The organism is Pantoea sp. PA1, assembly GCF_056856975.1.
On sequence record NZ_JBXGEE010000007.1, the window covers coordinates 79107 to 105636 of the forward strand.

The 26530-nt window shown below is 53.7% G+C and carries 24 protein-coding genes and 1 pseudogene; 13 read left to right on the forward strand and 12 right to left on the reverse strand.

The genetic code is table 11. The annotated features are described in order from the left end of the window. Positions 1-76: 76 nt before the first annotated feature. From AC1V0D_RS20050 to AC1V0D_RS20060, 3 genes are all read right to left on the reverse strand, one after another. Positions 77-304 carry an Hha/YmoA family nucleoid-associated regulatory protein gene (locus AC1V0D_RS20050; RefSeq protein ID WP_341874298.1) on the reverse strand — a complete coding sequence of 76 codons (228 nt, stop codon included), beginning with the start codon at positions 302-304 and terminating at the stop codon, positions 77-79. Continuing rightward, positions 273-710, reverse strand: coding sequence for a PACE efflux transporter (locus AC1V0D_RS20055; RefSeq protein ID WP_482907946.1), 438 nt, complete (start codon positions 708-710; stop codon positions 273-275). Before AC1V0D_RS20055 ends, AC1V0D_RS20050 begins: the two co-directional genes overlap by 32 nt. 308 nt (positions 711-1018) lie before the next feature. Then, positions 1019-1621 (reverse strand): YceI family protein, encoded by a 603-nt coding sequence (locus tag AC1V0D_RS20060; protein ID WP_482907973.1) that lies wholly within the window; start codon positions 1619-1621, stop codon positions 1019-1021. Positions 1622-1826: 205 nt separating this feature from the next. Here AC1V0D_RS20060 and AC1V0D_RS20065 point away from each other — a divergent pair, with 205 nt between their 5' ends. From AC1V0D_RS20065 to AC1V0D_RS20105, 9 genes are all read left to right on the forward strand, one after another. Beyond that, entirely contained in the window at positions 1827-2030 is a 204-nt protein-coding gene (locus AC1V0D_RS20065) for a hypothetical protein (RefSeq protein WP_312828489.1), read from the forward strand. 251 nt (positions 2031-2281) lie between these two features. Beyond that, a complete protein-coding gene (gene arnB, locus AC1V0D_RS20070; protein ID WP_482907947.1) occupies positions 2282-3418 on the forward strand; it encodes a UDP-4-amino-4-deoxy-L-arabinose aminotransferase in 1137 nt (378 codons plus the stop codon). Position 3419: 1 nt separating this feature from the next. Then, positions 3420-4403 (forward strand): undecaprenyl-phosphate 4-deoxy-4-formamido-L-arabinose transferase, encoded by a 984-nt coding sequence (gene arnC, locus AC1V0D_RS20075; RefSeq protein WP_482907948.1) that lies wholly within the window; start codon positions 3420-3422, stop codon positions 4401-4403. Then, positions 4400-6379, forward strand: coding sequence for a bifunctional UDP-4-amino-4-deoxy-L-arabinose formyltransferase/UDP-glucuronic acid oxidase ArnA (gene arnA, locus AC1V0D_RS20080; protein WP_267372730.1), 1980 nt, complete (start codon positions 4400-4402; stop codon positions 6377-6379). The genes arnC and arnA overlap by 4 nt, the downstream gene beginning before the upstream one ends. Then, entirely contained in the window at positions 6379-7281 is a 903-nt protein-coding gene (gene arnD / locus AC1V0D_RS20085) for a 4-deoxy-4-formamido-L-arabinose-phosphoundecaprenol deformylase (RefSeq protein WP_009093171.1), read from the forward strand. Before arnA ends, arnD begins: the two co-directional genes overlap by 1 nt. Beyond that, positions 7281-8948 carry a lipid IV(A) 4-amino-4-deoxy-L-arabinosyltransferase gene (gene arnT, locus AC1V0D_RS20090; protein ID WP_482907949.1) on the forward strand — a complete coding sequence of 556 codons (1668 nt, stop codon included), beginning with the start codon at positions 7281-7283 and terminating at the stop codon, positions 8946-8948. Before arnD ends, arnT begins: the two co-directional genes overlap by 1 nt. After that, complete coding sequence (gene arnE / locus AC1V0D_RS20095) at positions 8948-9268, forward strand: 4-amino-4-deoxy-L-arabinose-phosphoundecaprenol flippase subunit ArnE (RefSeq protein WP_009093166.1); 321 nt, start codon at positions 8948-8950, stop codon at positions 9266-9268. The genes arnT and arnE overlap by 1 nt, the downstream gene beginning before the upstream one ends. Continuing rightward, a complete protein-coding gene (gene arnF, locus AC1V0D_RS20100; protein WP_058958153.1) occupies positions 9265-9630 on the forward strand; it encodes a 4-amino-4-deoxy-L-arabinose-phosphoundecaprenol flippase subunit ArnF in 366 nt (121 codons plus the stop codon). The genes arnE and arnF overlap by 4 nt, the downstream gene beginning before the upstream one ends. A 149-nt stretch (positions 9631-9779) precedes the next feature. Next, positions 9780-11309, forward strand: coding sequence for a Fic family protein (locus tag AC1V0D_RS20105; RefSeq protein ID WP_482907950.1), 1530 nt, complete (start codon positions 9780-9782; stop codon positions 11307-11309). 22 nt (positions 11310-11331) lie between these two features. Here AC1V0D_RS20105 and AC1V0D_RS20110 read toward each other — a convergent pair whose 3' ends face one another. Continuing rightward, positions 11332-12036, reverse strand: a complete 705-nt coding sequence (locus AC1V0D_RS20110; protein ID WP_267372725.1) for a haloacid dehalogenase type II — start codon at positions 12034-12036, stop codon at positions 11332-11334. A 195-nt stretch (positions 12037-12231) separates the two neighbouring features. Further along, positions 12232-12773: pseudogene (locus tag AC1V0D_RS20115) on the reverse strand (transposase family protein); the annotation flags it as partial. Positions 12774-12992: 219 nt separating this feature from the next. Here AC1V0D_RS20115 and AC1V0D_RS20120 point away from each other — a divergent pair. Next, the gene (locus AC1V0D_RS20120; protein ID WP_482907951.1) at positions 12993-14252 is read left to right on the forward strand and encodes an N-6 DNA methylase; all 1260 of its coding nucleotides are present in this window, start codon (positions 12993-12995) and stop codon (positions 14250-14252) included. Positions 14253-14276: 24 nt separating this feature from the next. Here AC1V0D_RS20120 and AC1V0D_RS20125 read toward each other — a convergent pair whose 3' ends face one another. From AC1V0D_RS20125 to AC1V0D_RS20155, 7 genes are all read right to left on the reverse strand, one after another. Next, positions 14277-14927, reverse strand: coding sequence for an MAE_28990/MAE_18760 family HEPN-like nuclease (locus AC1V0D_RS20125; RefSeq protein ID WP_482907952.1), 651 nt, complete (start codon positions 14925-14927; stop codon positions 14277-14279). Beyond that, positions 14924-16054: a GmrSD restriction endonuclease domain-containing protein gene (locus AC1V0D_RS20130; RefSeq protein ID WP_482907953.1), complete on the reverse strand. Its 1131-nt coding sequence runs from the start codon at positions 16052-16054 to the stop codon at positions 14924-14926. The genes AC1V0D_RS20125 and AC1V0D_RS20130 overlap by 4 nt, the downstream gene beginning before the upstream one ends. 653 nt (positions 16055-16707) lie before the next feature. Beyond that, positions 16708-16995, reverse strand: coding sequence for a type II toxin-antitoxin system RelE family toxin (locus AC1V0D_RS20135; protein WP_482907954.1), 288 nt, complete (start codon positions 16993-16995; stop codon positions 16708-16710). Beyond that, the gene (locus tag AC1V0D_RS20140; RefSeq protein WP_140029888.1) at positions 16992-17243 is read right to left on the reverse strand and encodes a type II toxin-antitoxin system Phd/YefM family antitoxin; all 252 of its coding nucleotides are present in this window, start codon (positions 17241-17243) and stop codon (positions 16992-16994) included. Before AC1V0D_RS20140 ends, AC1V0D_RS20135 begins: the two co-directional genes overlap by 4 nt. 280 nt (positions 17244-17523) lie before the next feature. Next, entirely contained in the window at positions 17524-18657 is a 1134-nt protein-coding gene (locus AC1V0D_RS20145) for a glutathione-independent formaldehyde dehydrogenase (protein WP_009093156.1), read from the reverse strand. 391 nt (positions 18658-19048) lie between these two features. Then, positions 19049-19996 (reverse strand): sulfonate ABC transporter substrate-binding protein, encoded by a 948-nt coding sequence (locus AC1V0D_RS20150; RefSeq protein WP_009093155.1) that lies wholly within the window; start codon positions 19994-19996, stop codon positions 19049-19051. A 94-nt stretch (positions 19997-20090) separates the two neighbouring features. Next, positions 20091-21980, reverse strand: a complete 1890-nt coding sequence (locus AC1V0D_RS20155) for an aliphatic sulfonate ABC transporter substrate-binding protein (protein ID WP_482907955.1) — start codon at positions 21978-21980, stop codon at positions 20091-20093. A gap of 275 nt (positions 21981-22255) precedes the next feature. Here AC1V0D_RS20155 and ssuD point away from each other — a divergent pair, with 275 nt between their 5' ends. The 3 genes from ssuD (at position 22256) to AC1V0D_RS20170 (ending at position 26336) form a co-directional block, all read left to right on the forward strand. Further along, complete coding sequence (gene ssuD / locus AC1V0D_RS20160; RefSeq protein WP_058958145.1) at positions 22256-23428, forward strand: FMNH2-dependent alkanesulfonate monooxygenase; 1173 nt, start codon at positions 22256-22258, stop codon at positions 23426-23428. A 19-nt stretch (positions 23429-23447) separates the two neighbouring features. Then, positions 23448-24860, forward strand: a complete 1413-nt coding sequence (locus tag AC1V0D_RS20165; RefSeq protein ID WP_482907956.1) for an FAD/NAD(P)-binding protein — start codon at positions 23448-23450, stop codon at positions 24858-24860. A 69-nt stretch (positions 24861-24929) separates the two neighbouring features. Beyond that, the gene (locus AC1V0D_RS20170; protein WP_058958143.1) at positions 24930-26336 is read left to right on the forward strand and encodes an LLM class flavin-dependent oxidoreductase; all 1407 of its coding nucleotides are present in this window, start codon (positions 24930-24932) and stop codon (positions 26334-26336) included. The last annotated feature ends 194 nt before the right edge of the window (positions 26337-26530 follow it).

Below are 26530 nucleotides of genomic sequence, written 5' to 3' on the forward strand. Positions count from 1 at the left end.
GCACTGTTTCCTGCTCGCCGGGCATCACGTCATTACCGGATGACGTGATGCCCGGTCTGCTGATTATCTGACCGGATCAGCAGACCAGTCGCCAGACATCTGCAGGTACTTCAGTGAATGTCTCATTCATTATCAACTCGGCTTTGCGATGATCGTAGGCACCTTCAAAGGAAGAGAGATCGTCATAAGGCAGTTTTTTACGCATATAGCTTGTCACGATATCCAGGATATCCCTGGAGGGGCAGTTTCTTAACTTTTCCAGATAATAGACTTTATTCATAATGTGTTTGCAATTCTCTTCCATAATCCCATAGCAGATTGAACAGACAGGTATAAACCAGAAAGAACAGCACCAGACCGCATTCAAGCTTCAACGCTGAAAGCAGCGAGATATCCAGCCACCATGCGGCAAAGGGGATTAATACCACTAACAACCCCGCTTCAAATAACAGGGCGTGAAGGCATCTTATCCGCCAGCTTTTTTTCATGCCTTTTCGCAACAGGAACTGGTCAAACAACAGGTTAAACAGATAGTTCCATCCCATCGCCAGTGCTGATGAAGCTACCGTCAACAGTGCCGACTGCGCAGGCGCCGCGGAGGCGCAGATCATCAGAATGATGAACACCAGACAATTGGCGACCACCTCAAAGACGATGGCATGCAGCACTCTTTCTGTTGTCGTGCACATCGGGGACAAAGCGTGTTCCAAACCAGATTCTCATAATGTCGTCAGTACGCAGATCTGCCCTGGCGTGCCGTAATATCCGTCGGGCCCGCCCCGTTGCGATCTTTCTGCCTGCCTGTTAATTGACTGATGCAGGCTGTCCGGTTCTCTCTGAACACGCAGTTCATAAACGTTAAGCCACACCAGAAGCAATATTAACGCCACCCCGAATTCATAAAAGATTAAAGCTACGAAAACCGAATATATAGTTTTTTATTTTAGTATTCAGGCCGGTTATAGGTTTTTAGACTGACCTGAGCGTTTATCTTGCGCGTCAGGTTAAGGGACAACCCTTATCGGGACGATATTAACGGTGAGGACAGCGGCCGCTTCAATTCCGCCGCAATCGTCAGTGCAATGTTGACGCGATCATCCACCACGCCGACCAGCCGATCCACCCGAAATGCCGTGCGGGAAATCGCGGTCGAGGCATGCAGGGTTAGCGAATCTGAGGCGGGGTCAAAGGCCTGTCCGCTGTCGAGCGTGGCCAGCATCACCACTGGCCGGCTGACATCTTTGACCGTTAACAACCCGAAAATCCGGTAATCAGCGCCCCCCATCGAGGCAACGCGGCTGCTGACGAAGTGAATCTGCGGGTAATGCTCTGCATCGAAAAACAGATCGCTTTTCAGTTGCCAGGTTAACAGCCTGTTTGAGGCCACCAGCGTCGCGACCGGAATGGTGACGTCAATATGGTCATCGTGCTCTTCATCGCGATTAAGCGTCACCGTGCCGGTCACGCCCTGCAGTGTGGCCTGAGAAAAGTCATGACCAAAGGCACGCCATGAAAGGCCGATCGACGTTTTCTCAGGCGCGATGGTATAGGTGACGGGGGCGGCGTAAAGCGCCGGGCTGAACAAGGCGAGCAGAGCGTATAAGCAGGCGACACGGTTCATCACTATTTTCTCATTCTGAGCGGGCTCAAACGCTGACGCCTGAAACCGCGATTTTATTGACTTTGTAACACTGTTTTACCTTTCTGTCGTGACGTATGTGACAAATATTAACGTGCTGTCATCTGAGATTCACGAAACGTTAACGGTGGCCGCCGTTTCAGCGCAAAAATAACGGAAAATATTAAGAATACATTAAGGCGGGAATATGGAATCTGACGCTCACCGGGATTGTAAGAGGGCGGCGATTAATCATCTGCATTCTTCAGTAAGCTATTTTTATCTGAGAGGCTCCCTGACCGGACATAATGGAAAGCCGATCATTCAGCGGCAGATTCCGTTGTTTTATAAACAAATCATCAATCAATCAAAAAGAAGTCTGCCCGGAGGCGATATTAATGCATATCAGTGAACTTTTTCAGAAATGACCAAATGAACCCTGCATTAATTTATTGTTATTCATTCCCTTCATTTAATGTTCAGTTAACTTTCGTGCGCTAGTTTGTATTACCCGTCCGGCAACCCCTATTCCAGAAATGGACGCCTGGGGTAAATAACATCCCTGCCGGCGGATGATAAATCGCTATTTAAGTTCTGTTTCCGGCGTTGTGCCTGATTAATTTCGCGCGATCGCTTATGGGTTTGATCTGCAGGAGTTTTAGCATGGATTTTTTGCCTTTTTCCCGTCCCTCATTGGGTGATGAAGAGCTGTCAGCCGTGAAAGCGGTCTTTGACTCGGGCTGGATCACAACCGGCGCTCAGTGCGCCGGACTGGAGCAGGCCTTTGTCCGGCTGACCGGCAACCTGCACGCGATTGCCGTCAGCTCTGCCACCGCCGGAATGCACGTCACGCTGATGGCAATGGGAATTGGGCCAGGTGATGAGGTGATTACGCCCTCCATGACCTGGGTTTCCACGCTGAATCTGATCACGCTGCTGGGCGCTACGCCGGTCATGATCGATGTCGACCCTGATACCCTGATGGTGACGCCGGAACTGATTGCACAGGCGATTACGCCCCGGACCCGCGCCATTATTCCGGTCCATTACGCTGGCGCACCGGTCGATCTTAACCCGATCTACCAGCTGGCTGAGCAGCATAGCATTGCCATCATTGAAGATGCGGCACATGCGGCAGGCACGACCTATCACGGAAAGCCGATCGGGCACCGCGGCACGGCAATTTTTTCGTTTCACGCCATAAAAAATATCACCTGCGCGGAAGGTGGCCTGGTGGTGACCGATGACGCCGCGCTGGCCGATTGCATACGCAGCCTGAAGTTTCATGGTCTGGCCGTTGATGCTTTTGATCGCCAGACGCAGGGCCGTCTGCCGCAGGCAGAAGTGATGATGCCCGGCTTTAAATACAACCTGCCCGACATCAGCGCAGCCATTGCGCTGGTGCAGTTACAGAAACTGCCCGGTTTTATTGCACGCCGCCGCGAGATTGCCGAACGTTATCTTGCCGCGCTGCGCGCACTGCCGTTCACGCCGCTGTCACTGCCCGCCTGGCCTCATCAGCATGCGTGGCATCTGTTTATTATCCGTATTGATGAACGCCGGTGTGGTTTTTCGCGTGATGCGTTTATGCAGGCGCTGAAGGCGCGCAATATCGGCAGCGGTCTGCATTTCCGGGCCGCCCACACCCACAGATATTATCGCGAGCGCTATCCCGATTTACGTCTGCCCGCCAGTGAACTCAACAGCCAGCAGATGTGTTCGATCCCCCTGTTTCCCTCAATGACGGACCAGGATGTCGAGCGCGTCATTCAGGCGCTGCATGACATTGCCGGAGTCTGATATGGGCGAGAATAAACCGATCAACAGACTCTCCGTGGTTATCCCGGTCTACAACGAGCAGGAGAGCCTGCCGGAGCTGCTTCAGCGCACCGCTGCCGCCTGCGACACACTGCAGATGGACTATGAAATCCTGCTGGTCGATGACGGCAGCAGTGACCGTTCCGCCGGGCTGATTGAGCAGGCAGCTTCCGCACCCGGCAGCCGGGTCATCGGTGTGCTGCTCAACCGCAATTACGGCCAGCACTCCGCCATCATGGCCGGTTTCAGTCAGGTGCGTGGCGATCTGATTATCACGCTCGATGCCGATCTGCAGAACCCGCCGGAGGAGATCCCGCGGCTAGTTGAGGCGGCGCGTCAGGGCTATGACGTGGTCGGCACGGTCCGGCAGCAGCGCCAGGACACCTGGTTCCGGCGTAAAGCCTCACGCACGCTCAACCGGCTGATCCAGCGAGTGACCGGCAAAGCGATTGGGGATTACGGCTGCATGCTGCGCGCCTATCGTCGCCACATCGTTGAGGCGATGCTCAACTGCCACGAGCGCAGCACCTTTATTCCGATTCTGGCGAACACCTTTGCCCGTCACACCATCGAACTGCCGGTGATCCACGCTGAGCGGGCATTTGGCGACTCGAAATACAGCTTTATGCGCCTGATCAACCTGATGTACGACCTGGTGACCTGCCTGACCACCACCCCCCTGCGACTGCTCAGCGTTATCGGCAGCCTGATTGCACTCGCTGGCTTCGCTTTCTCGCTGGTGCTGATTGTTCTGCGCCTCTTCTTTGGTGCGGCCTGGGCGGGGGATGGCGTTTTTGTTCTGTTTGCCGTGCTGTTCATGTTTACGGGTGCCCAGTTTGTGGGCATGGGACTGCTCGGGGAGTACATCGGGCGCATTTATAACGACGTTCGGGCGCGTCCGCGCTATTTCGTTCAACGCATTGTTCAGGCTCCAGAAGAGCCATCAGTACAGGATACTCAATCATGAAGACCCTCGTTTTCGCCTATCACGATATGGGCTGTGTCGGCATCAATGCGCTGCTGAAGGCAGGCTATGAGATCACCGCCATTTTCACCCACAACGACGTGGCCACCGAAAATCCTTTTTTCGGCTCGGTTGCGCGTCTGGCGGCAGAGCATGGCATCCCGGTCTATGCGCCCGACGAGGCGAATCACCCGATCTGGCTGGATCGTATCCGCAGCATGGCGCCAGAGATGATTTTCTCCTTCTATTATCGCCATCTGCTCAGCGATGAGATCCTGCAATGCGCGCAAAAAGGGGCCTTTAACCTGCATGGTTCGCTGCTGCCAAAATACCGGGGGCGGGCACCCCTCAACTGGGCGCTGGTGAACGGTGAACGCGAAACGGGTGTCACACTGCATCGCATGGTAAAGCGTGCCGATGCCGGTCATATTCTGGCGCAGCAGGCGGTGGCTATCGAGGACCAGGACAATGCGCTGACCCTGCACCGTAAACTCATCAGTGTCGCAGAGCAGCTTCTGGGCGATGTTTTACCCCGCCTGCGTCAGGGTGAGGTCAGTGAGTGGCCCCAGGATGAGAGTCAGGCGACCCGTGTCGGCCGTCGTACCGCCGAAGATGGACGGATTGACTGGAACCAGCCTGCTCAGACGATCCACAATCTGGTCAGAGCGGTCACCGATCCCTGGCCTGGCGCCTTTGCCTTCGCCGGATCGGTCCGCTTCATTGTCTGGAAGAGCCGGGTTCATCACGAGCCGCATCAGGCCAGACCGGGCACGGTAATCTCTAAGCAGCCGTTCCTGATTGCCTGTGGTGAAGGGGCGCTTGAAATCCAGACCGGGCAGTCCGAGCATGGCGTCTATATGAACGGCAGTCAGCTGGCGCAGAGTCTGGGCATGGTGCCAGGCGCGCTGCTCTATTCGCAGCCGCAGTCGGCGCTCCAGCGCCGCACCCGGGTGCTGATCCTCGGCGTTAACGGCTTTATCGGTAACCATCTTACCGAACGGCTGCTGGAGGATGCGCATTTTGAGGTGTATGGCCTGGATATCAGTTCCGATGCCATCAGCCGCTTCCTCGACCATCCGCGTTTCCACTTCGTCGAAGGGGACATCGCTATCCACTCCGAATGGATTGAGTATCACATCAAGAAATGTGACGTCATCCTGCCGCTGGTGGCGATCGCCACGCCGATTGAGTACACCCGCAATCCGCTGCGCGTGTTTGAGCTCGATTTCGAAGAAAACCTGAAAATCATTCGCGACTGTGTGAAGTATCAGAAGCGCATCATTTTCCCGTCCACCTCTGAGGTGTACGGCATGTGTACCGATGACAGCTTCGATGAAGATTGTTCCAACCTGGTGGTCGGGCCGATCAACAAACAGCGCTGGATCTATTCGGTCTCCAAACAGCTGCTGGATCGGGTGATCTGGGCCTATGGTGAAAAAGAGGGGCTGCGTTTTACCCTATTCCGGCCGTTCAACTGGATGGGGCCGCGTCTGGACAACCTCAATGCCGCGCGTATCGGCAGCTCCCGCGCCATTACCCAGCTGATCCTCAACCTGGTGGAAGGTTCGCCCATCAAGCTGATTGACGGCGGCAAACAGAAGCGCTGCTTTACCGATATCAAAGATGGCGTGGAGGCGCTGTTCCGCATCATCGAAAACAAACAGCAGAATTGTGATGGGCAGATCATCAATATCGGTAATCCGGACAACGAAGCCAGTATCAAAGAGCTGGCCGAGCAGCTGCTGGAGAGCTTTGAGCGTCACCCGCTGCGCAGCCAGTTCCCGCCGTTTGCCGGTTTCCGCGAAGTGGAGAGCAGCAGCTACTACGGAAAAGGGTATCAGGATGTGGAGCACCGCAAACCTGCTATCCGCAATGCGCGCCGCTTACTCGGCTGGACCCCAACCGTGACGATGGATGTCACCATCGACAACACGCTCGACTTCTTCCTGCGCACCATTGAGCAACAGGCTGATAAGTGATGAAGAAGATCGGTCTGCGGATTGACGTAGATACCTGGCGCGGCACGCAGCAGGGCGTGCCGGCGCTGCTGACGCTGTTCCGGCGTCATGCTGTGCGGGCCAGCTTTTTCTTCAGTGTGGGGCCGGACAACATGGGCCGCCATCTCTGGCGGCTGGTGAAACCGGCCTTTCTCCTGAAAATGGTGCGTTCCCGGGCCGCGTCGCTCTATGGCTGGGATATCCTGCTGGCCGGAACGGCGTGGCCAGGCAAGCAGATGGGGCGTCGTCTGCGGCACATTATTCAGGACGCCACCCGTCAGCATGAGGTGGGACTGCACGCCTGGGACCACTTTGCGTGGCAGACCTGGGCGGGCGTCTGGCCGCAGGAAAAACTGGCAGAGCAGATAGCGCGCGGCACCGACCTGCTGAGTGAGATCCTCGGCCATCCGGTCAGCTGCTCGGCCGTGGCCGGATGGCGCGCGGATGGCCGGGTGGTCGCCGCTAAACAGCCGTTCGGATTCACTTACAACAGCGACTGTCGCGGCAGCGGCCCGTTCCGGCCGGTGCTGCCAGACGGGCAGATCGGTACGGTGCAGATCCCGGTAACGCTGCCGACCTGGGATGAGGTGGTGGGGCGCGAGGTCAGCGCAGAGGGGTACAACGACTTCATTCTGACCAGAATGCTCGCTGCGGAAGAGGGGGCGGTTTACACCGTTCATGCCGAAGTGGAGGGGATCATCGGCTACCCGGACTTCGATCGCCTCCTGACCCTGGCCGCCGATAACGGCATTCAGTTCTGTCCGCTCAGTGAACTGCTGCCCGCCGATCTGACGACGCTGCCATTAGGCCGGGTGGTCAGAGGCGAAATTGCCGGACGGGAAGGGTGGCTGGGCTGCCAGAAACGGATGGAAGAGGCGAACTAGTGCGGATACGTAACCAGACAATATGGCTGCTGTTTTTCAGCTTTTTTATCCTCTATTACCTTGTCCCGCCAGTGTTCCGCGATCTCTGGCAGCCGGATGAAACCCGCTATGCGGAGATCAGCCGGGAGATGCTGGCAACCGGCAACTGGATCACGCCGCACTTTTTCGGCCTGCGCTATTTTGAAAAACCGATTGCGGGTTACTGGATTAACTCGCTGGGTCAGTGGCTGTTTGGCCACAATAATTTTGGCGTGCGGGCCGGCTCGATATTCTCCACTGCCCTGACCGCTGCCCTGATTTTCTGGCTCGGCAGGCGGATGTTTGCTTCCTCGCGAACCGCGATCACCGGCGCGATCATTTTCCTCAGCTCGCTGCTGGTCTATGGGGTAGGTACCTATGCGGTGCTCGATCCGATGCTGATGCTCTGGCTGGCGGCCGCCATGTGCAGCTTCTGGCTGGCGACAGAGGCCAGTGGACGCGCCGGGCGCGTGGGCGGCTATCTGCTGCTGGGGCTGGCCTGCGGCATGGGATTCATGACCAAAGGCTTTCTGGCACTGGCGCTGCCGGTACTGACAATCCTGCCTTGGGCGATCTGGCGCAGGAGAGTGCCGGAGCTGCTCTGCTTCGGCCCACTGGCGCTGCTCTCTGCTGCGGCAATCAGCGCGCCCTGGGTGCTGGCCATTTATCATCAGGCTCCCGATTTCTGGCACTACTTCTTCTGGGTCGAGCATATCCAGCGCTTCGCAGAAGCGAATGCGCAGCACAAAGCCCCATTCTGGTATTACCTGCCGATTCTGTTGCTGGGCACGCTGCCGTGGCTGGCCCTGTTGCCGGGGGCACTGCTTACGGGCTGGCGTGAGCGTCATCAGCATCCCGGTGCGCTCTATCTGCTGAGCTGGACGGTGATGCCGCTGCTGTTTTTCAGTCTGGCCAAGGGCAAACTCCCGACCTATATCCTGCCCTGTTTTGTTCCGCTGTCACTGCTGATGGCCCATTATGGCCTGAACGCTGCGCAGCGGGCAGGGCGCGCCCTGACGCTGAATGGCTGGCTGAACCTGATATTCGGTATCCTGACGCTGGCCGCCGTACTGCTGGTGCTGGCCCCCTGGAGTCTGACGCATCATCCGCTGTTCGCCACGCATGAGATGCTGAAGCTGGTGCTGGCGGCAGTGGCATTCCTCTGCTGGGGGCTGGTGGGGGCGTACAGCTGCCGTTCTTCCTCGCGTCGCTGGCTGGCGGCGGCACTTTGCCCGCTGGGCCTTGCGCTGGTTATCGGTGCGGCCATCCCCGATAAGATCCGCGATGCCAAACAGCCGCAGCGTTTTGTGGCGGTTATCAGTAAGCAACTGGCTGCCAGCCGCTTTATCCTGGCTGACAACCCCGGCATCGCCTCTGCGGCCGCCTGGCACCTGCAGCGCAGCGATATCGGTTTCTATGACAGTAAGGGGGAACTGGAATATGGGCTCGGCTACCCGGATGCACAATCCCGTTTTGTTTCACGGGCAGATTTCGCCGGCTGGCTTGCCCCACATCGTCGCGAGGGGAGCGTGTCGCTGCTGTTGCTGATGGACTCGGTTCACAGCGATATCGATGAGGATGTGCCGGTGCCGGACGCCGTCTATCGTCAGGGCAGGCTGGTCTGCCTCTACTACAGCCAGACGAAGTAATGCTGCTGCTGATTATTCTGGTCAGTCTGCTCAGCTGCAGCGCACAGCTTTGCCAGAAGCAGGCGACGAGGGCGGTATCCCGCCGGACGCGCCTGAGCTGGATTGGCGTGAGCGTGCTGCTGCTGGGCGTTGCGATGCTCCTCTGGCTATTGGTGCTGCAGCGGGTGCCGGTCAGCCAGGCCTACCCGATGCTGAGCCTTAACTTTATTTTTGTGGCGCTGGCCGGACGTCTCCTGTGGCGTGAACGGTTAACGCCGCGCCAGATAACCGGCACGCTGCTGGTGGTCACCGGCGTGGCGCTGATGGCGAGTCAGATATGAAAGGGTATGGATGGGTTGCCTGCAGCGTACTGCTGGTCTCGGCGGCGCAGCTGATGATGCGCTGGGCGATGCCGCAGTTGCCCGATGTCAGCAGCCTGACGTCACTGCCTGCTATCGGCATTCTGCCCGCCCTGCTGCTGGTGGCGGGGCTGGGCGCCTATGGCCTATCCATGCTCTGCTGGATCCGGGCGCTGGGTCATTTCCCCCTGAACCGGGTCTATCCGCTGCTCAGCCTGAGTTACGTGCTGGTCTGGCTGGCCGCAGTTTCTCTGCCGGTATTTCATGAGGCGTTCAGCTGGCATAGTCTGGCGGGCGTGGTGATGATTGTCATCGGGCTTTTGTGCATCGTGGTTAAGCCCTGAATAGGGTCTGCATTACTGTTTTCGCATCAAATCTCTTTTTTATTCACGTTTTCGGGCAAAGATTAGCCGGTTTGGCGTAGCGAAATTATCGTTTTCGTGATAAAAATCCTTTCTGTTAGCGTTTTAGCGTGAAAAATAAAGGATTCAGTATGCTGGTCGGCTTTAGCGCATTGCGCGAACGTTATGCAATCAGACTGGCGCAGCCACTGCGTGTGAAATCAGCGATTGGAACGGTACGTTCTCATCATGACAGTCAGGGGCAGGTGGAAAATTACTATCCTCCTGGTTATCAGCCGGAGGATAACTTTGCCGGGCATTTTGCCTTTGGTCTCAAATATGAAGAGATCCACCTGGAGTTTTTTGCCCGCCTGTTTACGGCAATCGGGCCGGAACCTCTGGAGGCGTGGTGTCGTCAGGAGCCGTTCGGACAATATGCGCGTCGGGCAGGGTTTTTCTATGAGTGGCTGACCGGTAACCTGCTGCAGGTGCCCGATGTCACTAATGGCGGCTATATTGATGCGATTTCATCGAAAGCGTATCTGACCCGAACCACCGTGAAACGCAGCAGACGCTGGCGCATTAACGATAACCTGCCGGGATCGATCGATTTCTGCCCCCTGGTGCGCAGAACAGCTGCCGTTGAACAGGCGCTGGCGTTCGATCTCAATGCTGCCTTTTCAGATCTGGATAAGGCCTTTGGCGCAGATATTCTGATGCGTACTGCCAGCTGGCTGACATTTAAAGAGTCCCGCGCCAGTTTTCTGATTGAGAAAGAGTCGGACCAGGGCGATCGCATTCAGCGGTTTGCCCACGTTATCGCGCAGTATTGCGGTCAGCTGGACGATCCGCTCAGCGATGTCAGCCTGCACACGATACAGCAGGGCATTCTGGGGCAGGATGCACTGGGACTGGGTCTGCGACGCTCGCCGGTATTTGTCGGGCAGTCGACAATGCGTGAAGATATCGTCCACTATATTGCGCCGCACTATGATGATGTTCCTCGCTTCATGCAGGGGCTGAAAGCCTTTGAACAGGCGACGCACGGAGCCGCGCCGCTGGCCCGTGCCGCTGTTGTTGCGTTTGGATTTGTCTATATCCATCCCATGCGCGATGGCAATGGCCGGATCCATCGCTTTTTAATTAATGACACGCTGATTCGTGACGGAGCGATACCGGATGGGGTCATTCTGCCCGTCTCGGCCACCATCACCAGTTCGATGGACTTTCGCGTCGGTTACGATCGCACGCTGGACGTGTTTTCTAAACGGCTTATGCGGCGTTATGCAGGCTGCTATCGGTTTGGTGAACTCAAAACCTATGAAGATGGCACGCAAAGTAACTTCATTTTCAGCGACTATGAGGATGCCCGCTTCGCCTGGCGTTATCCCGACTTAACCGAGCATGTGCTCTATACGTGCAGAGTGATAGAGCACACCGTTCGAACAGAAATGGCAGATGAAGCGCGCGTGTTAGTCATATTTCAGCGTGCGCAGCAGCGTCTGAAAGAGGTTGTGGAAATGCCCGATCAGGATGCGAGTCGCATTATTCGTTCGCTGAAGGAAAATGGCTGGCAGATCTCCGGCAAGCTTAAAAAAACGTTCCCGATGCTGGACGACGCGACGCTGTCCGGACGCATCGTGGAAGCGGTCAGATCGGCATTTGAGACACAGGCAGGCTGAATGCCCGGATTTGATCTGCCGTTCATTGCGTCAAGCTGAGCCGTTTAAGCTGTGCGGCCAGCTCACCTGTATCGCTGACGATCAAATCCGGTGCAGGCGCCAGTGGATAAGGTGACTGGCCTTTGCGGGTGATAAATGCGGTCTTCATCCCTGCCCGTTTTGCGCCACCGACATCCCAGCCATGCGCCGCCACCATCATGCACTCTGCGGCAGGCTTGCCCATCTCTTTCATTGCCCACTGATAAACTCTCAGATCGGGCTTATAAACCTTAACCTGCTCCACGCTGAGAATGCGGGCGAATAGCGGTGCCAGCCCGGCTGAACTGAGTTGTTGTTCAGCCAGCGCGGCAGAGGAGTTGGTCAGCGCAACCAGCGTAAAACCCTGCTGCTGCAGGGCAGTCAGCCCTGCGGCGACATCAGGATGCGGCGGCATCGCGGCGATAATGTCAGCCAGTGGCGTTGCTTCTTCAGGCAGGGTTACACCGTAACGCGAAGCCGTCATCTTCAGCACCGCTTCGGCGATATCACCAAAGCTATGCCAGCTGCCGGTCACGGATGCGACCAGAGAGTGGTGCAGCACCGAGGTAAACCAGGCTTCGGCACGTTCCGGCCGGTCACCGAGTCGCTGTGCGACCACCTGATTCAGTTCGGTCGTGTCCAGCAGGGTCTCATTGACATCGAAAAAGAGGGTGTCACTGCAGGAATGGGGGTTGAGATTGTTAGTCATCTTGACTCCGTTTGGCTTGATGGGAGGTGTTATGGGCGCTGATTGAAGGTAGGACACCGGGAAGGATCGCTCAAGAACGGGGGCTGCGTGTCGTTGTAATTCAGGCTGTGAAGCCTGAGCCCAGCAATGTTCGTATAATACTTATTATGTTAAATATTTTATAATGTATTTTAAGTTGATTGACACAATTAATTAGAGTAGAGGTAGAATTGCCGATGTCAGTCCTTTACGACGTTGTCTGTGTTTTTTATACTCGGCCCGCTCACACGAAAAGTGGGGCTATGCGTTTGTGACTAAGATGAATTTGAATGCCTTCACGGCGCAGTAAATGCCAGATACGGAGGTAGTCAAAACATCCCCGCTGTAGTGCCAGTTCAGTATTGCGCCCTGATAAATGCGCACTAGCTGTCAGACGCTGACCTTCGTAGCGGCAAGTCTACGGAGACAAACTTGGAAGTCTGCAGGAACGACGATCACATATAAACTCAACGGCTTCCTGCTTCTGGTCTATCGTCAGTACTATCGCTCTAGAGCTACTTAAAATGCCTCCGTATCTAGCATAGCTTCGGCAAACAACTTCTTAAGTCTGGAGTATTCTTACTCACGCAACTTCAGGCGCTTTGCCTCGGGCATTTTTATACCCCATACTTCCTATAGCATACAGAAAACGTGGTATCGGAAATGGTGAGCTTACGGGCAGAAACTCCGGCTATAGTTTCGCGGAGAATACTGATGATCTGTTCGTAGGAAAACGTTTCTTCATGAGACTTATATAGACATTACTAATATCGCAGTGTTAATCAATGGTGAGCACGTCAAACTCCTCCCCGCTTATCTGTTTCTTTTTATAGTAATTGATAGTAGCTAATTAAGATCTTGCTTTTAAAACAAAAATAAGTATGGAATATCAGGATGGTTAATGTTATAATGAAATAAACCTTTAAAAAAATTTCAATATGATTAAATTGGTAGCTCACAATGAAAAACTCAAAAAAAGAGTTTTTTCTACAGAAACAAATCTTGAAGAAAAAGCAGTAGATCTGGATAATTTCGATTTGGTATTAAGAGAATGTCTTTCAATTACAGAAATGCGTGAATTAGGAAGCTTTTTTACCGGCCAAGCACTTGCTACAAAATCGGTTTCATTATTTCAATTCCCAATTACTAATAATTCCATAATATTAGACCCTGCATGTGGTGCCGGTAACTTGCTCATAGAATGCTCACGACATTTGAGTGTAAAAAAAAGCCTTAAAAGTACATTACGATTATGGGGGAGGATCCTTTATGGCTATGATATAAACAGCTCTTTTATTGAAGCGGCTAAGTTAAGATTGATTATAGAAGCGATTTCTCGCGGATCAATTAAAGATTGTTCTTATGATGAAGCAATAATTTTATTAAAAAACATTAAGGTTAAAGATGCACTCTTAACACATGCTTCAGAGATATCTAAAATAACTCACTTAATAATGAATCCTCCATTCATTTCCGTGAAGTCCCCGCAAAAAAATTATTGGAAGTTAGGTAAAGTAAATTTGGCTGGAGTTTTTGTCGATCATTTTACTCGTATTATGCCTGTAGGTGCGGAAATTTCAGCAATTTTGCCTGAGGTTTTACGTTCAGGTTCACGTTACATTGGATTCAGGGATTTCATTAATGAACATCTCTCTGGCGGAATTACAAAGTGGGGACGTTTTAATACTAAAACTGATGTTGATGTTTTTCTTATAAATGGTAACTCCTCTAAATCAGAGTCTAAAAATAAAATATTTTTTTCAGAGGAAAAATCTTCGCAAATTTTGTCAACTTTATGTAATGTATGTATAGGGCCATTAGTAGCTTATCGTGATCCGTTTATAGGTGACAGTTACCCCTATTTCCATGCTAAAAATTCTACACCTTGGAAAATTTTATCTGAAAGTACTGAAAGACGTAACTTTTCTGGTAAAGTTATTAGACCACCCTTCGTTCTCGTCAAGCGCACCTCAAGTCCGAATGACAATTTTAGAGCTGTAGCAACAATCATTAATTGTAAAGAAGACGTAGCTGTTGAAAATCATATGATTGTAATGCAACCTATAAATGGAACGCTGCAGGAATGTGAGAACCTTATGGACATATTAATGTCTAAGAAAACCAATGATTTCCTTAATGAAAGGATTAGGCTTAGGCATCTCACGGTGTCTGCTATAAAAGAAATACCTATAGAATAAAAGCCTCGTTAGAGGCTTTTTAAATTATGCAATTTTTAAATAAAGTCTGTTGCTTGCAGAGTTTCTTATGACATTTTGAAAAGTAACAATCATATTTAAAAGCTCTTCTTCCAGCTCAGAATATGTATCTTCTAGGTCAGTTTTCGAAACTTTTTCTCCATGTGCAATAGCATTTCTACATTTTAGTAACTTAGAGTTTATGAAGTTTTCTTTCAATTCAAATAAACTTGAATCTAAGCCAAGTTGCTCTAATATGTTGAAAATAACCTCGTATTTCAAATTTGATTCTGTGTCGATTACCGTATTAACACTTATATTGAAATTGCCACTATCATTGGATTTGATATAGTCACAAATCTGTTTTTGGGAAGGAAATTTTCTTATTGAAAAACCTTGCTTAAAAACCTCACCTAGGCTTAACTGGAAAAAATTCTCAGTCATATCACAATATCTAACACCTTTATTATTCAAATACTCTAGGTAAACATGTGCACAATGTTTTATATGTCCCTCCCAGTGGGCATACAAAAGCGCAATAGCCGAACGTAATAACACCTCTTTCTGATGAGCACGTGATTCGTCGATGAGGAATTTTAAAGTAGTGAATTCTTTTCTTCTCCAAGCAAGATCTATATCTAATTGAGCCTCCAATTCGTATAAGGACCTGACTTTCATTTGAACACATCCTCTCCTAGCTTTGACATAGTTACCATACGATCTAAGGGACGCGTTCTTTTATCTAATGTATCATTAAACTCAGGCCTTGCTGTTAAAACTTTAGTTTGTCTTTTTATTATTTCAATGAGTTGATCATCAGTATAGGTTTGGTTATCTATTAATTTTGATATGGCAGTTGATAAAGCCTCATACACTGGCAATGAAATTGCCCCTTCATATCTATTTTTGCTATGGTTATATTTCTTGAAAGCATTATCTTCCAATGCTAAATATATGATGTCAAATGTTCTTTTAAAAACCTCTGATTCAAGATGATAGTCGAAAGTAGATTTTTCAGTAAATAGTGATGTAAGCTCTGCATTCAGATAAGGTGCTACATCTGTATGTTCTTTTCTAACCTCGGAATTAGTATGACGCTGTACAAAAAATCTTAAAACTAACTCCTGTCCATAACATTCTTCATTTTGCTTTTCAGAAATAGGTGTAGATTGTACGAAACTTTCATGCATTGAAAGGTCTTTAAGCCATGTGAATGCGTCAGCATTTAGCATTAATAACATGCAATTCCTGACCTCTTGATCTGACAAACGTGAGCCACCAGTATTCAATCTTTGGAAAAGCTCAAATTTTGTGTCACCCTCACTTTCTCTTTTAATGATTTTAATGTCGAGTTTTTCTCTTTTAAAAACTCTTTTTATATCGACATCAATTTCATTAGTATCATCAAAAGCATTTTCCCAGACCTTACCTTCTAATGCTGGTAAGTATTTTGTTGATTTAAGTTTTAAAGAAGGAAGTAGCTTATTTTCTTTGTTTTTTAACTTTCCAACAAATGATAAAATCGTTGAAATCCTTTGTAATCCGTCTACTACATCCCATACACCATCTTGCCTTTGTGCAACAAAAATAGATGGCAATGGAATGCCAAGAAGTATTGACTCAATCAACTTGCTTTTTTGTTCTTCAGACCATCTATATACACGTTGGAATTCAGGATGAATCTCTAGCTCTCCGTCTTCATAAAGATTTATTAATTCACCAATAGACATGGGATATGAGTCTGTATGGACATACATTCGAGCAGAATCGATTTGCTCTTGTAAATCAGTTTTAGTTGTAGACATAGAACCTTATCCTTTTGGGTTTTACTGAAAATGGCTAAGCAAAAGATAATAACTAGAATAATATATATGGCTATAGTCAGATCTGTTTGTTTAATGACCACCATTAATCAAAATTTTCAAAAAAATGCTCTCAAGCAGCGGGTTAATCAAACGTTTAGCTACGTTAATGTAATCATAAATTCATGTGCTTAACAACATTAAATTATTAGTCTGCCACACATGTTTTCGAGGGTATCAAGGGTCTTCATAAAAGCAATATGAAAAATTAAAATTTCATTTTTATATAGGTTTATGATTATATTATCAATTTATAAAGATGTTAAAGTGTTGAAAAATTACACTCTTTTAGCTGATTGACATGCTTAAGGAGCAACGTAATTTTAAGAAAAAAAAGTACAATTTGCAGGTGGCTCATCACACTAACCTTACATAAGAGAAGTTATCAACCTAACGTGCTCATACAGACTTTACTACTTAGGCTGGTATAAGTTTTTTAACCTTATATAATTATTATTATGTAAGGCTTAAAGTAAATTAAAAACCAACCAAAATAAACGCCTTTATCTTGAAAATTGCTTTATCAATAGAAGTAAATTCTGATAAAGCTTATAACCTCAACCGAAAATATGCATCTACGGGCAATCCCAGCCCTGCTACCGCATTCTCTCGCTCGCCAGATGATAAACATCACTGCGCTCACGCTTGCCCACTGCAACGACGGCAATAATCAGTTGGTCATCTGTGACCTGATAAACCAGGCGAAAACCGGACGCTCTGAGTTTGATTTTATAGCAGTCTTTCATCCCACGCAGTCTGGCAGAGGGAATATGAGGATTCTCACAGCACCTCTTCAGCTTTTTGGCAAACTGCTGCTGGAGAGGTTTGTCCAGTTTCTGCCACTCTTTAAATGCTTCTTCGCGGAACCTGACGGTATAACTCACAAAAACGCATCCAGATCGACATCAAGCAAAGCCTGATTACTGCGTTCTTGGACCAGCTTAACCAGTTCCTGATCGTCAAGGGCATCCAGCATCTGCTCATAAAGCTCAGCCGGGACGCAGTAGAAGGCAGGCTGGTTGCGATTGAGAATAGCGACCGGATAGCCATCACCGGCGCTGACGGTCGCCATCGGGTTTTTCTTCAGTTCACTGACGCTGGCGCTGGTGTCGCTTAAAATAATATGAGGCATAGGCCCTCCGGGACTGCTTAACAGGTCTTTATAGTATCAGGCTGAAGGATAGCTGACCAGTCGCCGTGCGTTGACTGAAAACCGTAATGTTCATCATTTTTCTTTGAAGAACGGAGAACCTGTTTCCGTTAACTAAGCACGGTTATGAAGGGATTGCAGGACACGCGAACGCGTTTACGGCGGGTCATAAATGCACTAAACATCCCCAGCCACAGACAGGCAGTTTGCGTTCTCCCTCTTCCCACCGCCTGAATGTGTCTTATCTCTTCTGAACGACCTGTCAGGGTTTCAGAATGACTTTTGTCCAGCCATTATCACGATCATCAAAATGCTTATAGCCTTCGGCTGCGTCTGCCAGCGCGAGTCGGTGCGAAATGATCTGCGCCGGATTGGCTCTGCCCTGATGGATAAGCCTGGCGAGCTGGCGGTTGTACGCTTTGACATTACACTGGCCGGTCTTGATCGACTGACCCTTGAACCAGAAATTACCAAAATCGAAAGGCACTTTACCCTCTTTGGCCAGATCGGTCGCGCCGCCGGGGTCCTGCGGAACAAAAACGCCTACCGCACCGATGCCGCCTGTGGCCTTGGTTGAGGCGACCAGGCTGTTCAGCGTGGCAGAGTTATCCTCGTGGCCATGTTTATTGCAGCACTGATAGCCCACGCACTCGCAACCGCAATCCGTGCCGCGCCCATCGGTTAACTCGAGAATTTTATTGACGGCCTCATCGCCCACCCCGTTGATGGCCACTGCGCCCATCTGTTCGGCCAGCGCCAGTCTGTCCGGATGGGTATCCACCACAAATACCTGCGAGGCACCCTTAATCAGGGCCGAGTGTGCAGCCATCAGGCCGACCGGGCCGGCACCGTAAATGGCAACACTCTCTCCGGGGCGCAAGCCTGCCAGTTCAGTGGCGTGCCAGCCGGTGGGGAAGATGTCGGACAGTAGAACGTAGTCTTCCTCTTTTTCTACCGCATCAGGCGGCAGCACCAGGCAGTTAAAGTCAGCATAGGGAACGCGCAGTAACTCCGCCTGTCCGCCATCCCATTCGCCCATTTCAGCAAAGCCATAGGCGGCACCGGCCGTACCCGGGTTTGCCGTGAGACAGTAGCCGGTTAACCCTTTCTCGCAATTTTCACAGAATCCACAGCCAACATTAAAAGGCAGGCAGACATAATCGCCGACTTTGACCCGCTCAACCGCGCCGCCGATTTCAATGACCTGGCCCAGGTTTTCATGGCCAAAGATGCGACCCTGTTCGAAGCTGGTGCGCCCTTCATACATATGCAGGTCGGAACCGCAGATATTGGTGGTGGTAATACGGACAATGACATCGGTAGGACGAACGATTCTGGGATCCGGCACCTCTTTGACTGAAACGTCAAAAGGTCCGTTATAGACAACTGCTTTCATGGTGTTCTCCTCACGTGCATGATCAGTTATGAAGGCTGCGGCTGCGTGAATGTTTGCGGTCGCCACCCTCTTCGTGATGCTGCTTTTTCAATCAAATGACGTGATTGAATGTGTAAGTGTAGAACAGCGCATGACGCAGTCTGAGGATATTAATATTATGTAACCCTATGAAATGTAAGCACCGCTTCGCTAAAGCCCTCCTGTTTCTCACCTGATCAACGCCTTTGCATCCTGCTGCCGCTTGCCTTACGGCAGGTTAATTTTTGCTCTGGAGCCGGTGGCGGATAATATCCTGACCGTCATAAACAGGCTCCGGACGGATGGAGAGGCCGTGCCGGTGTCCCCTCTGGCGTCAGGCGGAAGCTCCCCCGAACCTCCGCCCGGCTCTCACCTACTTTTTATCCTGCGACCAGGTGGCGCTGCGGATATCGACCTTCACCGGCAGCAGACCAATCCGGGTAAAGGTGTCCGCCAGCGCCTGCTGCTGGGTGAAGACCTCTGGCGTCATCCGCTCTGCGCCAAACGGCATTCTCGCCAGCGCGCGCTGCCAGACAGGCTGGGGCAGCCCGGTTGAGGTGGACATGATTCTGGCTGCCTCTTCCTGATGCTGATTGGCCCAGCTGCTGAGCGTGCCGAGTTCATCCACGACCTTGCTGGCGATCTGCGGGTACCCTTCCGCAAACTTACGGCTGGCGAGGTAGAAGGTGTAATGGGGCACCAGTCCTTCTGCATTTTTAATCAGCCGCGCGTGAGCATTGGTTTCCACTTCTGCATAGTAAGGATCCCAGATGACCCAGGCGTCCACTGCGCCGCGCTGGAAAGCGGCACGCGCATCGGCAGGAGGCAGATAAACCGGCGTAATGTCTTTGTAGCTCAGCCCCGCCTGCTCCAGCGCGGTAACCAGCAGATAGTTCACGTCAGAGCCTTTGTTCAGCGCGACGCGCTTCCCCTTCAGATCCGCAACGCTTTTGATCGGCGAGTCGGCCGGAACCACAATCGCCTCGGTTTTCGGGTTGGCGGGCGAGTGTGCCAGATAGACCAGATCGGCCTGGGCGGCCTGCGCAAAGGTGGGCGGCGCGTCGCCGGTCGCCGCGAGGTCGATGCTGCCGATGTTCAGCCCCTCGAGCATCTGCGGCCCGGCCGGGAATTCAATCCAGTGAACCGCGATCCCCTGCTTTTTAAATTCCTGATCCAGCGTGCCGCGATATTTCAGCAGCGCGAAGATATTGGCCTTCTGAAAACCGATATTGATCGTTTCGGGCTTCTCTGCTGCCTGGATGCTGAACGCTAAGCCCGCCTGAGCGGCAATAATGAGTGCGCTGAGTAATACTTTTTTCATTTCTCATTCCTGAGTCTGTTGTAGTCAGCGCAACATATCAAACGCGGGTTGCCGCGCTTAGCGAGGAAAAGTTCGATGCTTAGCTGAAAAAACGCTATGGATGCCAGACGGACTCACGAACCCGGATAGCGCGATTAAACAGCCCCAGCGCATAGAAGCGGTCTGCGATGGTCTGCTGTTCGCGGATGATGGCTAAATTCATGCGCTGGGTCTGATGACTGCGCCGGGCCAGGGCATGCATCAGAGAGGAAGTGGAGATGCCGAGTTCGGTGGAGAGCAGCCCGGCCGCTTCCGCGCGGTGCGCATCAATGTAACGTCCCGTCTGCTCCAGCGCGCCAAGCAGAACCTGCAGCAGATCGCCCGAATGGGCGGCAAATCCGCGTTCGGCGAGATAGAACTGATGGTTGTTGACCCGCCCGGTGCCGTCAGCAATCACCCTGAACTGACCGCTGTTCTCGGCATCGCTGAGCAGGGGATCCCACATCATCCAGGCATCCACCGCATTGAGATCGCTGGGCGTTAAGGGATATCGGGGCGGCGCGTAGACGATACGCACATCATCCAGGGCTAACCCCGCCTCATCAAGAATCTGCAGCAGCAGATAGTGAACGTTGGAGCCGCGGTTGACGGCGATACGCTTCCCTCTGAGATCGCTTATCTGCTGAATCGGGCTGCTGTCCGGCACCAGCAGCGCGACACTCTGCGGCGCCGCTGGCTCCCAGGCGACATAAATCATCGGGCTGTTGCTGGCCTGGGCAAACAGCGGCGGCACTTCGCCGGTGGTGCCGAAATCGATCTCCTTATTACTCAGCGCATGCAGAAGCTGTGGACCCGCCGGAAACTCGCTCCATAATACGCTGACGCCACGATCCGCCAGCTGCTGTTCCAGCGACTGACGCGCTTTCAGAATACCGAGGTTGCCGAACTTCTGATAACCGATGCGCAGTTCCCGCTCATGCTCCGGAGCCTGGCAGGAAGCGGTCTGGCGCTGACGCAGTGCGGTGCGGCGCGGTTTAATCACGCCGAGGTGTCCCAGCTGGGTTCGCAGCGTATGACGGCTGATGCCGAGCAGAGCGGCAGCCTGAAGCTGATTGCCCTGGGTCAGTTCCAGCGCATTTTTCACCAGCGCGGCAATCACGCGGGGATAGAGTGGCGTTTCGCTCTGCTGCATCTGCTGGCGCAGGAACTGATCCAGCGCCTCTTCGCCAGGCGGCAGATCGCTCTCCGCCAGCGGACTCAGCCGCAGCTGCTGCGGCGTTACCACGGAGCTTTTGCTGAGCAGCACGGCGTTGTGCAGCGTGTTCTCCAGTTCGCGGATGTTGCCCGGCCAGCTGTAGGCCATCAGCGTCGCCAGCGCATCCTCGCTGAGTCGGAGCTGAGGACGGCCCAGGCGACGCGCATAGAGCTGCAGAAAGTGCGTGGCCAGCACCGGGATATCCTCGCTGCGCTGGCGCAGCGGAGGCAGTGTCACGCTGGCCACATTCAGCCGGTAGTAAAGGTCTTCCCGGAATCGCCGTTCACGAATCGCTGCGGCCAGATCACGGTTCGTCGCCGCAATCACCCGCACGTTGACCTTTACCGCCCGTGACGATCCGACGCGGGTGATCTCACGCTCCTGCAGCACGCGCAGCAGCTTTATCTGTAGCGACAGACTCAGTTCGCCGACTTCATCCAGCAGCAGCGTGCCGCCTTCTGCCGCTTCAAACCAGCCGCGATGCCGCTCCTGTGCGCCGGTAAACGCCCCTTTCTCATGCCCGAACAGTTCTGACTCCGCCAGACTTTCGGTCAGCGCGCCGCAGTTAACCGCCAGGAACGGCTGCCGGCTGCGCGCGCTGTGGTGATGCAGATAGCGCGCCATCACCTCTTTACCGGTGCCGGTTTCGCCAATGATCAGTACGGTCGCATCGGTGGGGGCGAGCTGATCCAGCACGCTTTTAAACGCGCGTGATGCGGGGTCAATCAACTCAGGGCTGGAAATCTGCATCTCGTTTTACCGGGTTACCAGAAGAGTGATGACCATACCGCGCGTCCGCCGCATAAACGAGAGGCCAGAGGTGCCGGATTGTTGCCGACGCGACAGCCTGCCACCCTGGCTGTTGCAAATGCAGCAGCGCCAGTCGAAATCGTAGATGCCTATCTCACTGAATTAACGGGATAAAAATAGTTACTTACTCTGGCACGCTATCTGCTAATGGCTATATAACAAAAGGGATTATCCCTATGTATTAAATTCAAATATCGTTATAAAGGAATCTGCTAATGAGTCACGCGACACAGGAAAACCTGAATCTCTTCTGGTTTCTGCCCACCCACGGTGACGGGCGCTATCTGGGGACAACCGAAGGAGGCCGGGCGGTCGATTTACCCTATTTACAGCAGGTGGCGCTGGCGGCAGACAATCTGGGCTACTACGGTGTGTTAATCCCGACCGGCAAGAGCTGCGAAGATTCATGGCTGGTCGCCTCGGCGCTGGCCCCGATCACCAAAAAACTGCGCTATCTGGTGGCCGTACGCCCCGGCCTGCAACCGCCGAGCCTGGCGGCACGCATGGCCGCGACGCTGGATCGCCTCTCGGGCGGGCGTCTGCTGATTAACGTGGTCACCGGCGGCGACCCGGTGGAGAACAAGGGTGATGGCATCTTCCTCAGTCACGCCGAGCGCTATCAGGTGACCAGGGAGTTTCTCGACGTCTACTCCCGCCTGCTGAAAGGCGAGAAGGTCGACTTCGCAGGAGAGCACATTCGCGTAGAAGGCGCGGAGATCCTCTTTCCTCCGGTGCAGGAGAACGGCCCGCCGCTCTATTTTGGCGGTTCCTCAGAGGCGGCTATCGACGTTGCCGCCAGCCAGATCGATACCTATCTGACCTGGGGAGAACCGGTCGAACAGGTGGCAGAGAAGCTGGCGGTAGTGCGTCAGCGGGCGCAGGAACAGGGCCGCACGCTCTCCTATGGCATCCGGTTACATGTCATTGTTCGGGAAACGGAAGAGGAGGCCTGGGCCGCCGCCGATCGGCTGATCTCGCATCTGGATGACGAAACGATCGCTGCAGCGCAGAAGATTTTCGCCCGGATGGACTCAGCCGGTCAGGCGCGGATGAGTGCGCTGCATCAGGGGTCGCGCGAGAGTCTGCGCATCGGGCCTAATCTCTGGGCGGGCGTGGGACTGGTGCGCGGCGGCGCAGGCACCGCGCTGGTGGGCAATCCGCAGCAGGTTGCCGATCGTATTCGTGAATATCAGGCGCTGGGGATTGAGAACTTTATCTTCTCCGGCTATCCGCACCTTGAAGAGGCGCACCGCTTTGCCGATCTGGTAATGCCGCTGTTACCGCTGGCGGCAAATGCTGAAAAGAAACAGCGCAGCGTGAATACCGGGCCCTTTGGCGAAACCATTGGCGGCGATCGTCGCCCGGAAAAGCACTCCAGCGCCAGTTAACAGAAGAAAAGGCTCGTTTATGTCACAACAGCAGATTGTCATCATCGGCGGGGGATTCACCGGCACCGCACTGGCGATCCATCTCGCCCGGCTGGGCGAGGCGGGGTTGAGCGTGACGGTGATCGAACCGCGGGCGCAGCTGGCGCAGGGTGTGGCGTATGGCACGCCCGATCCGGCGCATCGTATCAATGTGCCGGCTGCCAGAATGCAGCTGGCCGGGGATGAAGCGGGCGCGTTTGACCGTGACTACCGCGCCTCGCCTCAGTTCCGCGACGATCCGGACGCGCTGTGGCATGACGGCAATGTTTACCCGCAGCGCGGTGAGTTTGGCCGCTGGGTCAACGCGCAGTTTATTTATCAGCAGCAGCACTCGCCTGTGACGCTGCGCCATTTACGGGACAGCGCGGTTTCCCTGCAGGATGGCATCGTCACTACGGCTTCAGGTCAGCGCATCCGGGCCGATCAGGTGGTGCTGGCGATCAGTCATCCGCCGCCTGAACTGCCTGCGCTGCTTAAACCGCTGCAGGCGCACCCCGCCGTCATCGCTAATCCCTGGCAGGGTGATGCGCTGGCCCGGATTGCGCCAGACGAGCGGGTGGCGATCATCGGCTCAGGGCTGACCATGTCTGATGTCGTCGCCTCGATGCACCGCCAGCGGCATCGCGGCGGGATAACCGTTTTCTCGCGTCGCGGGCTGGTGCCGCGCGCCAACCTGAGCGGCAGCGAAGAAGAGTACACGCTGGATTACCGACTGCCGCAGCCCGCCAGCGCGCGAGGCTGGTTACATCGGGTGCGTCAGGAGGTTAAACAGGCCACGGCGCTGAACCTGCCCTGGCAGCTCGTGCTGGATGATATCCGCCGCAACGGGCAGCGTATCTGGCAGAGCCTGCCGCTGCATGAACAGCAACGTTTTCTGCAGCATCTTCGTCCCTGGTGGGACGTTCACCGCTACCGCATCGCCCCGCAGGTCAGCCAGGTGCTGACTCAGCTGCAGGCCAGCGGTCAGCTTTCGCTGCGGGCGGCGCGTCTGATCGCCGCCGAACCGGCGGGAGACGCGCTCCGGCTGACGCTGCGGCTGCGGGGCGCGCATCAGGAGAGCCAGGTAGTGGATCGGGTGATTGTGACGACCGGCCCGGCGCATAACGCGCTGCTCAACAGCAATGCCCTGCTGCGCCAGCTACACCGCGACGGCGTGATTCAGCCCGATGCACTGTGGCTGGGCATCAGCGTCAATGCACTGTCGCAGACGCTGGATGCCCGGGGCGAACCCAACCCGCATCTCTATGTCGCCGGGCCTGCCGCACGCGGACGTTTTGGCGAGCTGATGGGACTGCCACAGGTGGCAGAGCATGCGGAATCGGTGGCGCACAGGCTGCTGAGCATCACGCCCTCCTCCCTCAGTGAGCGATGTCCCGGCTCCCTGACGCACTGATTCAGCCCTGAAAAAACCTCAATCTATACGCGGGCGGCAAGCGATTGCCGCATCCGCTCAGGAGTCGCTATGTCATCGCAACGTGAAATTCGCCTTAATGCTTTCGATATGAACTGTGTCGGTCATCAATCACCCGGCCTGTGGGCGCATCCCCGCGACCGCTCCTGGCAGTATAAAGATCTGGAATACTGGACCGACCTGGCGCGCCTGCTGGAGCGCGGTAAGTTTGACGGGCTGTTTATTGCGGACGTACTGGGCGTCTATGATGTGCTCAACGGCAATAATCAGGCGGCCATTCGCCAGGCCACCCAGGTGCCGGTTAACGATCCGCTGGCGTTAATTACGCCGATGGCGCTGGTGACGGAGCATCTGGGGTTTGGCCTCACCGCCTCGCTCTCGTTTGAACACCCCTACCCGTTTGCACGGCGCATTTCCACGCTCGATCACCTGACCAAAGGCCGCATCGGCTGGAACATTGTGACCTCCTATCTGGAGAGCGGCGCGCGCAATATCGGCCAGCAGACGCAGACCGATCATGACGCGCGCTATGACTATGCCGATGAATATCTTCAGGTGATCTACAAACTGCTTGAGGGAAGCTGGGAAGATGACGCGGTCGTACGCGATCGCGAACGCCATATTTTCAGCGACCCCGATAAAATTCATCCGATTAACCACCAGGGCACCTTCTTTCAGGTGCCGGGCATTCATCTCTGCGAACCGTCACCGCAGCGCACGCCGGTACTCTACCAGGCGGGAGCGTCCAGCCGCGGTAAGGCGTTTGCGGCAGAACATGCCGAGTGCGTGTTCGTGGCGGCGCCCTCGAAAGTGCTGCTGAAAAAAACCGTGGCGGATATTCGCCAGCGAGCCGCCGCAGCGGGACGCGATCCACGCGACATACTGATCTTCAATCTGCAGACGGTGATTGTGGGTGAAACTGACCTGGCAGCGCAGGCCAGATGGCAGGAGTACAAACGCTATGTCAGTTACGAAGGCGCGCTGGCGCTGATCTCCGGCTGGACCGGTATCGATTTCGGCCAGTATCAGCCGGATCAGGTGCTGAAGCATCTGCACACCAATGCGATTCAGTCGGCGGTAGAGACCTTCTCCACCGCCGATCCGAACCGCCAGTGGACGGTCCAGGGCCTGGCAGACTGGGTCGGGATCGGGGGATTCGGGCCACTGCTGGTGGGCAGTGCTGAAACCGTGGCGGATGAGCTGCAGAGCTGGGTGGAGGAAACCGATGTGGATGGTTTTAACCTCGCCTACGCCGTAACGCATGAAACCTTTACCGACGTGGTGGAGCTGCTGGTGCCGGAGCTGCAAAAACGGGGTGTCTATAAGCAGGATTATCAGCCGGGAACGCTGCGTGAAAAGCTGTTCGGACAGGGGCCACGGCTGGCATTGCCACATCCGGGGGCTGGCTATCGCCGGCGTTCTGATTCAGCGCAGCGGACGCTCAACCTGGCGGTTTAGCATCAGGCTGTACGCACAGCCGCCTGACACCGGATTTACCTGAACGCTGCCGGATGAAATAACCCCTTCATCCGGCCTTTCGCATGCCAGTAAAATCGCATTAACTTATTGAATTTATTATAATCGTTATCCATATTTGTTGGTTGTTTACTGCGCCGGGAATACCTATAAAAGCCTCGTTACCTGCTGAATAC

What these genes read in the sequence shown, in the direction of transcription:
- AC1V0D_RS20165 (WP_482907956.1), top strand. Translation starts at nt 23,448, where the DNA reads ATGTCACAACAGCAGATTGTCATCATCGGCGGGGGATTCACCGGCACC.
- AC1V0D_RS20140 (WP_140029888.1), bottom strand. Translation starts at nt 17,243, where the DNA reads ATGCCTCATATTATTTTAAGCGACACCAGCGCCAGCGTCAGTGAACTG.
- AC1V0D_RS20060 (WP_482907973.1), bottom strand. Translation starts at nt 1,621, where the DNA reads ATGAACCGTGTCGCCTGCTTATACGCTCTGCTCGCCTTGTTCAGCCCG.
- arnF (WP_058958153.1), top strand. Translation starts at nt 9,265, where the DNA reads ATGAAAGGGTATGGATGGGTTGCCTGCAGCGTACTGCTGGTCTCGGCG.
- AC1V0D_RS20105 (WP_482907950.1), top strand. Translation starts at nt 9,780, where the DNA reads ATGCTGGTCGGCTTTAGCGCATTGCGCGAACGTTATGCAATCAGACTG.
- AC1V0D_RS20110 (WP_267372725.1), bottom strand. Translation starts at nt 12,036, where the DNA reads ATGACTAACAATCTCAACCCCCATTCCTGCAGTGACACCCTCTTTTTC.
- AC1V0D_RS20120 (WP_482907951.1), top strand. Translation starts at nt 12,993, where the DNA reads ATGATTAAATTGGTAGCTCACAATGAAAAACTCAAAAAAAGAGTTTTT.
- AC1V0D_RS20150 (WP_009093155.1), bottom strand. Translation starts at nt 19,996, where the DNA reads ATGAAAAAAGTATTACTCAGCGCACTCATTATTGCCGCTCAGGCGGGC.
- AC1V0D_RS20065 (WP_312828489.1), top strand. Translation starts at nt 1,827, where the DNA reads ATGGAATCTGACGCTCACCGGGATTGTAAGAGGGCGGCGATTAATCAT.
- arnD (WP_009093171.1), top strand. Translation starts at nt 6,379, where the DNA reads ATGAAGAAGATCGGTCTGCGGATTGACGTAGATACCTGGCGCGGCACG.
- ssuD (WP_058958145.1), top strand. Translation starts at nt 22,256, where the DNA reads ATGAGTCACGCGACACAGGAAAACCTGAATCTCTTCTGGTTTCTGCCC.
- arnA (WP_267372730.1), top strand. Translation starts at nt 4,400, where the DNA reads ATGAAGACCCTCGTTTTCGCCTATCACGATATGGGCTGTGTCGGCATC.
- arnC (WP_482907948.1), top strand. Translation starts at nt 3,420, where the DNA reads ATGGGCGAGAATAAACCGATCAACAGACTCTCCGTGGTTATCCCGGTC.
- AC1V0D_RS20155 (WP_482907955.1), bottom strand. Translation starts at nt 21,980, where the DNA reads ATGCAGATTTCCAGCCCTGAGTTGATTGACCCCGCATCACGCGCGTTT.
- AC1V0D_RS20130 (WP_482907953.1), bottom strand. Translation starts at nt 16,054, where the DNA reads ATGTCTACAACTAAAACTGATTTACAAGAGCAAATCGATTCTGCTCGA.
- AC1V0D_RS20050 (WP_341874298.1), bottom strand. Translation starts at nt 304, where the DNA reads ATGGAAGAGAATTGCAAACACATTATGAATAAAGTCTATTATCTGGAA.
- arnE (WP_009093166.1), top strand. Translation starts at nt 8,948, where the DNA reads ATGCTGCTGCTGATTATTCTGGTCAGTCTGCTCAGCTGCAGCGCACAG.
- AC1V0D_RS20145 (WP_009093156.1), bottom strand. Translation starts at nt 18,657, where the DNA reads ATGAAAGCAGTTGTCTATAACGGACCTTTTGACGTTTCAGTCAAAGAG.
- AC1V0D_RS20125 (WP_482907952.1), bottom strand. Translation starts at nt 14,927, where the DNA reads ATGAAAGTCAGGTCCTTATACGAATTGGAGGCTCAATTAGATATAGAT.
- arnB (WP_482907947.1), top strand. Translation starts at nt 2,282, where the DNA reads ATGGATTTTTTGCCTTTTTCCCGTCCCTCATTGGGTGATGAAGAGCTG.
- AC1V0D_RS20170 (WP_058958143.1), top strand. Translation starts at nt 24,930, where the DNA reads ATGTCATCGCAACGTGAAATTCGCCTTAATGCTTTCGATATGAACTGT.